This window comes from Breznakia pachnodae, assembly GCF_030814225.1.
In the GTDB taxonomy this organism is placed as follows: domain Bacteria; phylum Bacillota_I; class Bacilli_A; order Erysipelotrichales; family Erysipelotrichaceae; genus Breznakia; species Breznakia pachnodae.
Genome location: NZ_JAUSUR010000005.1, coordinates 1 through 13,828, shown reverse-complemented (window position 1 = coordinate 13,828; position 13,828 = coordinate 1). Strand labels below are relative to the sequence as shown.

The following is a 13,828-nucleotide window of genomic DNA, read 5'->3' as shown; positions in this document are numbered from 1 at the left end:
AGATATGGTATGATATTACATAGAAAAGTGGTGGGTATATGCGAGTAGCTGATATATATATTGAATATAGTGCTTCTGCGATTGATCGCAGTTTTCGCTATGCCTGCGAAGACCCTTCGGTTGAAGTTGGAATGCGAGTAAAAGTAAATTTTGCAGGGCGTGATGTAATAGGATTTGTAGTTGCAGTCAGTGAGATGGCCAATGAGGATGTAGCAAATTTAGGATATTCACTTTCCTATGTGAAAGAGCGAATAGATGAGTATCCATTGTTGAATGAGGAAGCGTTTGATTTAGCATCCTATATGGCAAAGATTTGCGTTGCCCCTTTGATTAGTTGTTTTCAGGCTATGCTTCCAGCAAAGTTAAAACCAAAATCAACCGACCATCATGTACGAACAGAAGTATATGTTACCTTTGTTCAGGAAATGATTGTAAAAGGGAAACGTCAGCAAGATGCAATCGAGTATATGAGAGAGCATAAGAAAGTAAAACGAAGTGAGTTTAATCAGCACTTTAGTTGCCTGAAACGTTTAGAAGAATTAGGTGTTGTAGAATTATCGCAAGAAGAGCGAAGTGCTGACTTGGATGATGTAATTGAAACTTATTCGCCTATGGATTTGAATCAAGAACAACAGACAGCTGTGGATATGATTAGAAGTAAAAAGGGCTATGGTGTTCACTTGTTACATGGAGTAACTGGAAGTGGAAAAACAGAAGTGTTTTTACACTTGGCAAAAGAAGTGCTGGATGAAGGGAAACAAGTATTGATTTTAGTTCCTGAAATTTCATTGACTCCACAAATGGTTTCCAGAGTAAAGGGAAGATTTGGTAAAGCAGTTGCAATCTATCATTCTTCTTTGAATAACCAAGAGAAATACGAACAATTTAAATTAGTGTTCGAAAAAAAGGTATCTATTGTTGTTGGTACTCGAAGTGCTGCCTTTATGCCATTTGATAATTTAGGATTAATTATTATGGATGAAGAACATGATCAAAGTTATAAGCAAGATAGTACACCACGTTATCATTGCCGTGATATTGCAATTAAACGTGGGGAATATCATAACTGTCCAGTTGTGCTGGCAAGTGCCACACCTTCATTGGAATCATATGCACGTGCTTATAAAGGTGTTTATCAATTGGTGGAACTAACAAAACGTATTTATGACAATGTTCCCGAAACTAAACTAATTGATATGAAGCAAAGTATGCGAAGTAGTGGAAACTATTTGGTTAGTAAAGAAATGCGTGAAGCAATAGAAGAGCGATTAGCTAAAAATGAACAGGTAATTATTCTGTTGAATCGCAGAGGGTATGCACCAATATTACGTTGTGTTGATTGTGGTGAAGTAAAGAAATGTCCTCATTGTGATTTAGCACTTAACTATCATAAAACAAGAAATGAACTTGTCTGTCATATGTGTGACTATCATGAACCATTTGTTCAGGTATGCAGCAAGTGTGGAAGTACAAGACTAAAATATATGGGATTTGGTACGCAGAAGTTAGAAGAACATTTACAAGAAATGTTTCCAAGTTCTAGAATCTTACGAATGGATGCGGATACAACAAGACATAAGAATGCCCATGAAAAGTTATTAACTAAGTTTGGTAATCATGAATATGATATTTTAGTGGGAACTCAAATGATTTCAAAAGGATTGGATTTCGAAAATGTGACATTAGTGGGCATTCTGAATGGAGATGCACTGCTATCACGCAGTGATTATCGAAGTGTTGAATTAACCTTTGACTTATTAGTTCAAGCCAGTGGTCGAAGTGGTCGAGGTGAAAAAAATGGGGAAGTTCTAATTCAGGTGTATGATTGCAAACATTATGCAATTACCTGTGCCCAAAACAATGACTATTCAACGTTCTTTAAGAAAGAAATGCAATTTCGTCATTTAGGTAACTATCCTCCATTTTCATATCTGGCAAGTATTATTTTTTCTTCATTAAAAGAAGAGCAGTTACATGATGAAGTGATGACAATTGCTGACTCGTTATCAGTGAGTGATGTAAAGAAATTGGGACCGGTTGAATTATTAAGAAGAAATGATGAGCATCGAATGCGAATTGTATTTAAGAGTAAAGATTTTGAAGCACTACTTCAAGTAGTGAGAGAAGTACAGAACAAACATATGAAGTATAAACACAAATCTAAATTAGAGATTGATATCAATCCTTTATACATGGAGTAGGAGAATTTATGGATGCAAGAAAAAAAGCATATTTAATGTTGATAGATATATGTATACACAAGAAATACTCTCATCTTGTTTTGAAAGATGGAATGAGAGATTTTGATACAAAAGATAAAGCATTCATAAGTAACATTGTGTATGGGACTTTACAGAATTATCGTTATCTGGATTATCAGTGGAAAGTATATTGTGAAAAGATTGTGAAAAAAGAAATTGAGATTCTAATTAATATGAGTGTTTATCAATTACTTTATTTAGAACGAGTTCCAGCATTTGCGATTACCAATGAAGCGGTTGAAATTGCAAAAGGCAAATATGATGGAAGATTTGTAAGTTTTGTAAATGCAATCTTGCGCAAAGTAATAAAAAATGGAAAACGTGAAGTTACAGGTGATGCAGATGAAAAACTAGCGATTGAAACTTCATTTCCACTTTGGATTGTAAAGATGTGGAACAAGCAATATGGAACTGAAGTATGTGAGAAGATTTGTCGTGATGCATTAAATGTACCTAAACAAAGTGTACGTGTAAATACCATTAAAAATTCAAAAGAAGAGTTTCTTTCAAAGTATGAGGGTTATCATAATGGTGAACTGAGTGATGTAGCACTTACCTTCGATAAAGGGAGTGTTGCAAGTAGAGAAGAGTTTAAATTTGGTTATATCAGTGTGCAAGATGAGGCTAGTCAGATGATTGCGCCTTTCTTGAATCCAAGTGAAGATGATTTGGTATTGGATATGTGTGCAGCTCCTGGATCGAAAACAGGGCATATGGCAGCACTTATGAACAATCGTGGAAAGATTATTGCTCTTGATGTACATGAGCACCGTGTTGAGTTGTTGAAAGCGACAATGCGCCGGTTAGGTTGTATCAATGTTGATGCACAGACTTGTGATGCAACAAAAGCAAGTGAGCAATTTGAAAACGAAAGTTTCGACAAGGTTTTAATTGATGCTCCTTGCAGTGGGTATGGTGTACTAAAAGGAAAAAGTGATATTAAGTATCATATGCAAAGCGATGATATGGATGGAATCATAGCGATTCAGAAAGAATTGCTAGATGAAGGAATTAAGTTGTTAAAAGCGGATGGAATAATGGTTTATTCCACATGTACGCTAAATAAGAAAGAAAATGAATTACAAATCAAGCAGTTTTTAGAACGTCAGGAGAACATGGAATTGATTGAAGAGAAAACCATTTTCCCTTATGAATATAACTGTGATGGATTTTATATGGCAAAATTGAAAAAGGTTTCTTAATCTGTAATGATGTAAAGAGAGCCAATTGATGCTATAATATACAAAATAAATAAAGGTAAAATATGAAAAGTTTATATGATTTAAATTACGAAGAAATGCAAGACTTTGCACTGGCTCAGGGCTGGAAAAAGTTTCGAGGCAAACAAATATTTAAATGGCTTTATCGCAATCGGGTAACTGATTTTGATGCGATGAGCGATTTAAACTTACAAACTAGGGATACACTGAAAGAGAATTTTGTGATATCTTCTTTAGAGTTGGTAAAGAAACAAGTATCTAAAGATGGCACTGCCAAGTATCTGTTTTCGCTGGAAGATGGTAGTTTGGTAGAAACCGTTTTAATGGTATTTGATTATGGAAAAAGCGTATGTGTAACAACGCAGGTTGGTTGTAGTATGGGGTGTACATTCTGTGCAAGTGGATTACTAAAGAAACAACGTAACCTTACAACTGCAGAAATGGTTGCACAGGTAATGTATATTCAAAAAGAATTAGATGAAGAAGAGGATCGTGTAAGTCATGTTGTTGTAATGGGAACAGGTGAACCATTTGATAACTATGACAATGTAATGAACTTCTTAAGTATTATCAATGAAGATAATGGTTTAGCAATTGGTGCAAGACATATTACAATTTCAACATGTGGAATTGTCCCAATGATTGAAAAGTTTGCGAAAGCACAATATCAATATAACCTTGCAGTATCCCTGCATGCACCAAATGATGAATTGCGTAATGAACTGATGCCGATAAATAAGGCATATCCTTTAAAGGCATTGATGGATAGTTTGCATACTTATGAGAAACTAAACAATCGCAGATTAACATTTGAATATATCTTATTAAAAGGTGTAAATGATCAGAAGATACATGCAAAACAACTTGCAAAGTTACTGCATGGTCATCATTATTACATCAATCTGATTCCTTATAACGCAGTAGATGAACAAGGGTATCAGGGTGTTGATCGAGAATCAGCAATGGAATTTTATGACACATTAATGAAACTGGGTGTTCGTTGTACGATACGTAAAGAACACGGAAGTGATATAGATGCAGCATGTGGACAGTTACGTGCAAATGAGATGAAGAAAGGAAAAGCAGTATGAAAATATATGGTAAAAGTGAAACTGGGCTGATTCGTAAACAAAACCAGGATACCTATTATTACAACACAAACGATAGCGGTGAAAGTTTTATTATCGTCTGTGATGGAATCGGTGGTGGTAATGCTGGTGATGTTGCAAGTCTTTTAGCTAAAGAATCATTAGAACAATCCTTTTTGGATAAAAAAGTATATAAAAGTGATAAAGAAAATAATGTATGGATAAAAGATGCGATAGCAAAAGCCAATGATCTTATTTTCACTCAATCAACAAGTTCTCTGGATTACAAAGGAATGGGAACAACAGTTGCTGGAGTATTGATAACAAAAAAGTCAACATTTATCTTTCACTGTGGTGATAGCAGAGTCTATGCTATATATGATGAATTAATTGCTTTGACAGAAGATCATAACTTTGCAAGTGAACTTGTTCATTCTGGAGAAGTAAGTGCCAGTGAGGCCTCTAGACATCCTAGAGGAGGCATGTTAACGAAAGCTTTAGGTATTTGGAATAAAGTGGTTCCTACAATTAATAAAATCAAAAAGGATTACAAATTATTATTAGTGTGTAGTGATGGGTTACATGGGTTTGTATCCTCATCAATTATTTCCAATATACTAGAGCAAAATTGTTCAATCGAAGATAAAGTAAATGAGCTAATTGAGGCGAGTATCAAAACTGGTGGATTTGATAACGTTAGTGTTGTTGTAGCTGAGAAGGAGGACAACTAGAATGAGTGAAAAAAATATGATTGCGAACCGATATATGGTAGTGACATCACTTGGTTCTGGTGGAATGGCAGATGTTTATCTGGCGATTGACACTATTTTAAACCGAGAAGTTGCAGTAAAAGTGCTTCGTGGAGATGCTGGAAGTGATCCAGTATCACTACTACGTTTCCAAAGAGAAGCAAGTGCAATTTCTAAATTACATCATCCAAATGTAGTGGAAGTATACGATATAGGTGAATATGATGGAAAAAACTATATTGTTATGGAGTATATTAGAGGAAAAACATTAAAACAACTAATTCGTCAGCGTGGAGCACTTCCTGTGGATGAAGCGGTTGCGATTATGAAACAATTAGTAGATGCAGTGAATCATGCACATGAAAACAACATTATTCACCGTGATATTAAACCACAAAACGTATTAATCAAAGATGATGGTACAGTTAAGATTACTGACTTTGGGATTGCATTGGCACATGATGCAGTGCAGTTAACTCAAAGCGATTCTGTTCTAGGTAGTGCACATTATATTGCACCTGAGACAACAAGAGGAGAAACGGCTACTGTACAAATTGATATTTATGCACTTGGGATTGTATTCTATGAACTGCTAACAGGAAGTGTTCCGTTTACTGGAGAAAACCCTGTACAGGTTGCAATGAAACATATGCGTGAAGAATTGCCATCAGTACGTGAGTTTAATCAGACGATTCCTCAAAGTGTTGAGAATATTATTATTCGTGCAACAGCAAAGAATCGTGTTTATCGTTATGCAAGCACAAAAGATATGACGTTTGATTTGAACATGTGTCTGATGAAAGAATTTGCAAATGTTGATAAGGTTGTATTTGATGAAGCAGAAGAACCCTCAAGTGGGACGATGGTGTTTGATGGAACAGCAAAAACGAAAATTCCAAAAGAGGATACAGATAAAAAAGATGGTAAAGATAAAAAGGACGATAGTAAGAAGAAACGACGTAATAAAATTATTCTTGCAGTTGTAGCAGCATTGGCACTATTAGGTGCTGGTGGAACGCTTGCTGTTTATTACATGGGAATTGTCGATGGATTTAGTCCTGTAGAATATGTGAATGTTCCTAATTTAGATGGCTTAACTAAAGAAAAAGCCGAAGAGTTACTAGCACAATACGGATTAGAATTATCTGAGGATATTACTTATGAGAGGACAAACGATGTTGCTGAAAATTTAATATATGAGCAATCTCCAAAATCGGGAGAACGGGTAACCGAAGGTTCTAAAGTGAAAGTGACCATTAGTACAGGAACTTATTTTATTGTTGGCAATTATGTAAATATGTCATTAGAAGATGCAGAAGCAGCAATGGCTGGTGCAAAAATTGAAGTTTTGAAAGATTACGAAGAACGCACGGATATAGCAGCAGGAATCATTTTGGAACAGTCACTTTTGACTGAAGGTGAAGCGATTGATCCGACGATTCCAAAACAGATACGCTTTAAAATATCCAAATCAATTAGTATTCAACTTGTGAATTATAGTGGAATGAGTACAGAAGCAGCAAAACAATTACTTGAGAATCAAGGTGTAAAGGTTGAATTAATTGCTCAGGATGTTCCTGAAGGTTTGGTTGAGTATAAATTTAATGTAGTAATTAGCCAAAGTCCTAAATCAGGAGAACACTATACTCAGACCACGGACAGTACTGTAAAATTGTACTATTATGAGAAAAACAATGAAGATCAAAATCAAGAACAAGAAAATGAAGAATAGGTAACTATGAGAAGAAAAGGAACAATTATCAGAATTATTTCAAATCAATATCAGTTATATGCAGATGGTGAGATATATGATGCAATAGCAATGGGGAAACTGCGTAAAGGGCAGAGCCCGATTGTAGGTGATATTATTGATTTTGAAGAATTTGAAGATAAGTATGGGATACAAAAAATATACCCTAGAAAAAACGAATTGGTGCGACCATTAATTGCGAATGTTGATCAGGCAATTATTGTAATGAGTGCAAAAGATCCAGATTTTTCTACGGTATTAATTGACCGATTGATATTTCTAATATCATATGCTGGGATTACTCCACTACTTTGTGTAACAAAAATGGATTTAGTTCCAGATAAAAATGATGAAATTTATCAATATATTGAAGACTACAAAAAAAGTGGTTATGAAGTGGTGACAACTGGAAAAGATTTTGATACAAAAGAAATTGAAAATCTTTTTACAGGAAAAATAAGTGTGCTTACTGGACAAAGTGGTGCAGGCAAATCTAGTCTGTTGAATCGAATAGATGATCAGTTGCAGATAAAAACGCAAGAGATATCCAAAGCGCTTGGAAGAGGAAAACATACCACAAGACATACTGAGTTATTTTATATCAATGGCGGATGGATTGCTGATACACCGGGGTTTTCATCATTAGATTTTGAAAGTCTGGATGTATTGACATTAGCACATAGCATTGAAGATTTTAAACCTTATACAGGGTTATGTAAATTTAATGATTGTGTTCATATCAATGAACCAAAATGTGCTGTAATTGAAGCAGTAGAGAGAAAAGAGATTGTCGATTATCGATATCGACATTATTTAGAAGTTGTAAAGATGATTAAAGAGACAAAAAAATAGGAGAACATTATGAAAAGTGAGATTATAATTGCTCCATCGATTTTATCTTTGGACTATAGTGAGGTAGACAGACAATTAGAAGAGTTAATGGCAAGTGATGCAAAATGGTTACATTTTGATGTGATGGATGGTCACTTTGTGCCTAATCTGACCTTTGGTCCAGATATTTTAAGAGGCTTTAAAAAGAAAACATCCTTATTTATGGATGTACATATTATGGTGGATGACCCAACCTTTGTATCAAAGATTTTTATTGAACAAGGTGCAGATATGGTTACTTTCCATTATGAAGCAATGAACTCGATTGAAGAGTGTATTGTTTTATGCAAAGAAATTCAAAAGCAAGGATGTAAATGTGGAATCAGTATTAAACCAGCAACACCAGTAGAAGTGTTAGATTCAATTTTGGAATATGTTGATTTGGTTTTGATTATGAGTGTGAATCCAGGGTTTGGTGGACAATCATTTATGGAAGATTCATTAGAACGCATTGCATATCTTGATAACAAACGTAAAGAGGATCAATACAACTATCTGATAGAGGTTGATGGTGGTATCAATGATGTAACAGGTAAGAAGTGTATTGATGCAGGAGTGGATGTTCTTGTAGCTGGTAGCTATGTATTTAAAGGGAACATCAAGGAGAAGGTGAAAAGTTTACAATGTCAAAAGTAATGTTGGTTGCTAACAGAGCAACGTCAATCAAAAAAGAAAAAGACTTTCATTATATTGGAGTAGATGGTGGTGCTCTATTGTTAAGTGAGCAAAACATTACAATGGATTATGCAATTGGTGATTTTGATTCTGTTGGTGAAAAGCGAAGAACTGAACTTGAAAAGATTACAACAATTGAACACCTTCCAGTTCGAAAGAATGAAAGCGACAGTGAATATGCAATCAAGTTTGCATTAGAACGATATGATGAAGTTTATATTACTGGAGTCAGTGGAGGTCGTCTGGATCATTTCTTATCGGTATATCATATGCTGGCATTTCAGGAGTATCATTTCACAATTGTTGATGAGCAAAATCATATTAGTAAACTAGAGCAGGGAACTCATCATATTCAAAAACATAAGAAATATTTATCTTTGTTTGCGGTATGTGAAAGTGAAATAACGATTACAGGAGTTGAATACCCACTGTATGATCGCAAACTGAATCTTCATGATATCTATACTCTATCAAATGAAATTATTGATACAGAGGCGATTTTAGAGATAAAAAAAGGTACTCTGATTGTAATTCAAAGCGCAGACAAAAAAAACACACTTGATTAAAGTGTGTTTTAATTAGATAGCTTTCTTTGCTTTTAATGTTTTTAAAGCACGAGCGGAAACGCGGATTTTCTTTGGCTTTCCATCTACCATCACTTTTACTGTTTGCAAGTTTACGTTCCATTTACGTCTTGTAGCATGCATTGAGTGAGAACGTTTATTTCCTGATAATGGCCCTTTGCCAGTAATTGCACAAACTCTTGACATCTGAAATCCTCCTTTCGTACTTTTTACTGCTTGGTTATAATATCATCTATTAAAATAAAAATCAAGAAGAAACTGAGTATTTTCTTTGATTAATGTTATTTGGTGTGTTTTACTTTCTTTGTTTTCTATGAAAAAACTTGTTTTTTTGTATAATGAAATATGATATCATATAGTATAGTAAGGATGGAGGTAAACAATGCAAGCAAAACAGTATTATGCTAGTATTGAATTAGCAGAAGATGAGCTTCGGTTAATTGTTGGTGAATTTTATATGTCACGCTTCAATATACTGAAAGCTGAGAGAGTTAAAACCTCTGGGATTGAGAATAAAAAAATTATAGACCAGGACAATGTTACTTCAGCAATTGTGAAGGCACTTGATGATATTGAGAAAGCACTTGGTTTTAGAATAAAAAGTATTATATTATGTATTCCTTCTGTGGATGTAAAATGTATTAAGCGACGTGTAAACATTCCAATTGAAGAAGGTAGTAAACGAATAAGACTTGCACATGCAAGATTAGGTGTTGAAAAAGCGATTGATACATTTCAAATGCCAGGGTATGAATTTGTGAATATTGGATCTATTAAATATACAAATGGAGGAATTTCTTCAAGAACGATTCCATTAGATGAACAAGCGGATGTACTTACAATGGATGTTGACTTTATCTGTGTAAATCAGAAAACAGTTTATTCTTATGTAACATGTATTGAATCTGCTGGTATTGTTGTTCAGGATATATGTTTAGAGAATTATGCAATTGCTGAAGAGTCAGCGATTATTGAAAGTTCAATGAATAACTATGTGGTATTACTGAACTTAGAAAAAAGTGAAACAGGATTTGCTTTATTCTACAAAGGGCGATTGTTAGGATGTGAAGCTTTGAATTATGGATACAGTAGAATTGCTAATGCAATTCGAAGAAAGTTTCGACTCAGTTATCGTGAAAGTATGACATTGCTGAAAGAATCAGCGATTTATGCACCAAAAGACTTAAATGATTCAATTGTTTATATCTGGTCAGAAAAAGACGATCATCGTCAAATCACCAGAAAAGAAATTTATGAAGCAATTGATGAAGAGTTAAGTAGTTGGATAGAAGATGTAAATAGTGCAAATGAAATGATTGCAGAGAACCCAGCCTCAAAAATGGTGATTAGTGGTTCAGGTGCAGATATTGTTGGTTTAGAAATATTAAATGATCGTTTTAATCTAGAAACCAATGTATATCTTCCAACAACAGTTGGAGTGAGAAAAGGTTGTTATGCAGCTACTCTAGGTTCTATCTATTGCCATAAGAAATGGCAGGAACTGCTGAATGCGCAGTCGGATACAGTAGAGTACAGTGCAACAAATACTAGAGAAATGCAAAAAGATGAGGACAATGCTTTTACAAAGAAACTAAAAAGGATATTATTAAATAAATAGCAGGAAAGAGAGGAATGTGCGGTAATGAGTGAAACAGAATTCAAAAAAGTAGTTACGATTAAAGTCTTCGGAGTTGGAGGCGGTGGTTGTAACGCTGTAAATAGAATGGTAAATGAAGGAGTTCAGGGTGTTGAATTCTTTGTGGCAAATACAGATTTACAAGTTTTGGGGACTTCACCTGTAAAGAACCAAATTGTATTGGGTATGAATGTTACAAAAGGTCAAGGTGCTGGATCGGATCCTGAAATTGGACGTAAAGCAGCAATGGAGACAGAAGCAGAGATTCGTGAAGCAATCAAGGGTAGTGACATGGTATTTGTTACTGCTGGACTTGGTGGTGGTACTGGTACTGGGGCAGCTCCATTATTTGCAAAGATTGCAAAAGAGGAAGGTGCACTGACTGTTGGTATCGTTACAAAGCCATTTAGCTTTGAAGGTGGTACGCGTACAAAACAGGCAGAAGCTGGATTACGTGAGTTAAAAGAAAATGTAGATTCATTAATTATAGTATCTAATAATAACTTATTAGAGGTAATCGGAAGAAAACCTTTAATCGAAGCATTTGAAGCGGCAGATAATGTGCTTCGCCAAGGCGTTCAGACAATTACTGATTTAATTGCTGCGCCAGCTCTTATTAACTTGGATTTTGCAGATGTAAAATCAATTATGAAAGAACAAGGGAAAGCACTTATTGGTGTTGGTATGGCTGATGGTGAAGATAAAGCAAGAGTTGCAGCAGAGAAAGCAATTCAATCACCATTATTGGAAGCAAAAATTACTGGAGCGAAGAAAGCTATTATTAATATTACAGGTGGAGAATCAGTTAGTTTATACGATGCTGATGATGCTACCCAATTTATTAAAGAAGCTGCTGGTGGTGATATCGATACAATTTTCGGAGTTGCTATCAACCCTGCATTGCAGGATCGTATTATCGTAACTGTAATTGCTACAGGATTTGATGAGCCAGTTGCGATTAAAAAGCCAGAAGCGAAAGAAATCAAAGTGGAAACATTTGATTTTGCTCCAAAGAGTACAACGACTACAACATCGAAACCATCATCTTTAGAAGTTGAAGACATTGATGATGAGGATGATGGAATTCCAGTATTCTTTAAGAAAAGGTAAATTAAAAATGGAGGAGACTCCATTTTTATAATGTTTATATCAAAGGGGGACAAATATGAGTGATAAGAACATAACCGAAGAAAAGAACAGTTTATTAGTTCAAATTGATGAAAAGCCAAAACCGTCGATTTGGGCGCTGATGAGTATTCAGCATGTATTTGCAATGTTTGGTGCAACAATCCTTGTACCTATACTTACTGGATATCCAGTATCAGTAGCAATCTTTGCTTCTGGGGTAGGAACATTGATTTATGTATTTTGTACGAAAAGAAAGGTTCCAGTATACTTAGGGTCATCATTCGCATATATTGCAGCTGTAATTTATGCTGTCCAAGCAATGGGTGGTGATATCTCGGCTGCTCAAACCGGACTAGTATTAGTAGGATTAGTTTACGTAGCAGTTGCACTTATTATTAAAGTGGTCGGAAAAGACTGGATTGATAAAATTCTGCCTCCAATTGTTATTGGACCAATGATTGCAGTTATTGGTTTAGGGTTAGCAGGTAGTGCGATCTCTAATGCTGGTTTTGTAAAAGGTGGAGAGTTCAATGGAATTGTAGTTGCAATTCTTACATTCTTAACAGCAGCATTCATTTCCACAAAGGCAAAGGGATTCTTTAAGATTATTCCATTCCTATGTGCAATTGTAGTTGGATACTTCTTTGCTTGGTTGTTGCCAACGCTAGGGTTTGGACCGGCTATTATAGATTTCAGTGCTTTTGAAACAGCAAGTTTCTTCCAAGTTCCTGAATTTGCATTCCCGTTTGCACTTGGAGACTTCAAACAATATGATTTATATTTTGGACCAGAAACACTTGCGATGCTACCAGTAGCAATTGTAACGATTTCTGAACACATTGGAGACCATACAGTATTAGGGAAGATTTGTGGTAAAAACTTCTTGAAAGACCCAGGTCTTGATCGTACGTTGATGGGTGATGGTATCGCAACGGCAGTAAGTGGATTTATTGGTGGACCAGCCAATACAACTTATGGTGAAAATACTGGAGTTATCGGTATGACGAAAATTGGATCTGTATATGTTATTATGGGTGCAGCAGTTATTGCCATTGTATTATCATTTAGTGGATATGTATCTGCAGCGATTCAAACAATTCCTAATTGTGTATTAGGAGGAATGGGAATTATGCTATATGGAGTTATTGCTAGTAACGGTCTTCGTGTATTGGTTGATAACCAAGTAGACTTTTCTCAACAAAGAAATCTTATCATTGCAAGTGCAATGTTAGTCATTGGATTAGGTGGGGCAGTATTCCCATTAGGTGAAGTAGCAGAATTATCTGGTACAGCTTTAGCAGCAATTGTAGGGGTTGTGTTGAATCTGATTTTACCAGCAGCTGATGCTGAACATGAAGTAGAGTTATAAAATACTAAAAAACATTGATGTTAAATATCAATGTTTTTTTCTTTCTATATATAGTGTAGTTGTAATTAAGGTATAAGAAAAGGAACATCCATGGATGTTCCTTAATTCTTACTATGGTGCCCGAGGCCGGAATCGAACCGGCACGGTATTGCTACCGGTGGATTTTGAGTCCACTGCGTCTACCAATTTCACCACCCGGGCAACTGCTTATTTATTATATATTGTTTTGCATTAAATATCAATAAAAAAATATTTGGAAAAAAAAGTAAATTTTTGTTCTTTTTGGGGTTTCATTATTATTTAATATGTGATATTATAAATAGGCTTTCCACTGGAAGGTTAGTGCTTAGAAACATCTTAAAAAAGAAAATAAAAAAGATGAAAAAAAAGTGTTGACATAAGGTGTAAAGATTTGGTATTATAAACAGGCACGGTTGGAAGACATTGGTCGAAAAACAGTGCAAGGTAGATCTTTGA

At 35.1% G+C, this 13,828-nt stretch carries 12 protein-coding genes and 1 tRNA gene; 11 read left to right on the top strand and 2 right to left on the bottom strand.

The features are described from left to right. Nucleotides 1–38 precede the first annotated feature (38 nt). From priA to J2S15_RS13055, 8 genes are all read left to right on the top strand, one after another. Nucleotides 39–2,201, top strand: coding sequence for a replication restart helicase PriA (gene priA, locus J2S15_RS13090; protein WP_307409026.1), 2,163 nt, complete (start codon nucleotides 39–41; stop codon nucleotides 2,199–2,201). An 8-nt stretch (nucleotides 2,202–2,209) separates the two neighbouring features. Beyond that, nucleotides 2,210–3,463 carry a 16S rRNA (cytosine(967)-C(5))-methyltransferase RsmB gene (gene rsmB, locus J2S15_RS13085; protein ID WP_307409025.1) on the top strand — a complete coding sequence of 418 codons (1,254 nt, stop codon included), beginning with the start codon at nucleotides 2,210–2,212 and terminating at the stop codon, nucleotides 3,461–3,463. A gap of 62 nt (nucleotides 3,464–3,525) precedes the next feature. Further along, nucleotides 3,526–4,572, top strand: coding sequence for a dual-specificity RNA methyltransferase RlmN (gene rlmN, locus J2S15_RS13080; RefSeq protein WP_307409024.1), 1,047 nt, complete (start codon nucleotides 3,526–3,528; stop codon nucleotides 4,570–4,572). Beyond that, nucleotides 4,569–5,300: a protein phosphatase 2C domain-containing protein gene (locus J2S15_RS13075; RefSeq protein ID WP_307409023.1), complete on the top strand. Its 732-nt coding sequence runs from the start codon at nucleotides 4,569–4,571 to the stop codon at nucleotides 5,298–5,300. Before rlmN ends, J2S15_RS13075 begins: the two co-directional genes overlap by 4 nt. A gap of 1 nt (nucleotide 5,301) precedes the next feature. Further along, on the top strand, nucleotides 5,302–7,050 hold the full coding sequence (gene pknB / locus J2S15_RS13070) for a Stk1 family PASTA domain-containing Ser/Thr kinase (RefSeq protein ID WP_307409021.1): 1,749 nt from the start codon (nucleotides 5,302–5,304) through the stop codon (nucleotides 7,048–7,050). A 6-nt stretch (nucleotides 7,051–7,056) separates the two neighbouring features. Further along, nucleotides 7,057–7,920 (top strand): ribosome small subunit-dependent GTPase A, encoded by an 864-nt coding sequence (gene rsgA, locus J2S15_RS13065; protein WP_307409019.1) that lies wholly within the window; start codon nucleotides 7,057–7,059, stop codon nucleotides 7,918–7,920. 9 nt (nucleotides 7,921–7,929) lie between these two features. Next, nucleotides 7,930–8,595, top strand: coding sequence for a ribulose-phosphate 3-epimerase (gene rpe / locus J2S15_RS13060; RefSeq protein WP_307409017.1), 666 nt, complete (start codon nucleotides 7,930–7,932; stop codon nucleotides 8,593–8,595). After that, nucleotides 8,583–9,200, top strand: a complete 618-nt coding sequence (locus tag J2S15_RS13055) for a thiamine diphosphokinase (RefSeq protein WP_307409014.1) — start codon at nucleotides 8,583–8,585, stop codon at nucleotides 9,198–9,200. The genes rpe and J2S15_RS13055 overlap by 13 nt, the downstream gene beginning before the upstream one ends. 12 nt (nucleotides 9,201–9,212) lie before the next feature. Here the strand turns inward: J2S15_RS13055 and rpmB are convergent, their stop codons facing one another. Next, on the bottom strand, nucleotides 9,213–9,404 hold the full coding sequence (rpmB, locus tag J2S15_RS13050) for a 50S ribosomal protein L28 (protein WP_307409012.1): 192 nt from the start codon (nucleotides 9,402–9,404) through the stop codon (nucleotides 9,213–9,215). Nucleotides 9,405–9,600: 196 nt separating this feature from the next. On the opposite strand from rpmB, the gene J2S15_RS13045 reads away from it, so the two are divergent. The 3 genes from J2S15_RS13045 to J2S15_RS13035 all read left to right on the top strand — a co-directional run bounded on the left by J2S15_RS13045 (nucleotide 9,601) and on the right by J2S15_RS13035 (nucleotide 13,351). Continuing rightward, nucleotides 9,601–10,836, top strand: a complete 1,236-nt coding sequence (locus J2S15_RS13045) for a cell division protein FtsA (protein ID WP_307409010.1) — start codon at nucleotides 9,601–9,603, stop codon at nucleotides 10,834–10,836. Nucleotides 10,837–10,860: 24 nt separating this feature from the next. Then, nucleotides 10,861–11,964 carry a cell division protein FtsZ gene (gene ftsZ, locus J2S15_RS13040; protein ID WP_307409009.1) on the top strand — a complete coding sequence of 368 codons (1,104 nt, stop codon included), beginning with the start codon at nucleotides 10,861–10,863 and terminating at the stop codon, nucleotides 11,962–11,964. A 139-nt stretch (nucleotides 11,965–12,103) separates the two neighbouring features. After that, nucleotides 12,104–13,351 (top strand): solute carrier family 23 protein, encoded by a 1,248-nt coding sequence (locus J2S15_RS13035; RefSeq protein ID WP_370872551.1) that lies wholly within the window; start codon nucleotides 12,104–12,106, stop codon nucleotides 13,349–13,351. A 114-nt stretch (nucleotides 13,352–13,465) separates the two neighbouring features. Here J2S15_RS13035 and J2S15_RS13030 read toward each other — a convergent pair. Continuing rightward, a tRNA-Leu gene (locus tag J2S15_RS13030) sits at nucleotides 13,466–13,552 on the bottom strand. Nucleotides 13,553–13,828: the final 276 nt, after the last annotated feature.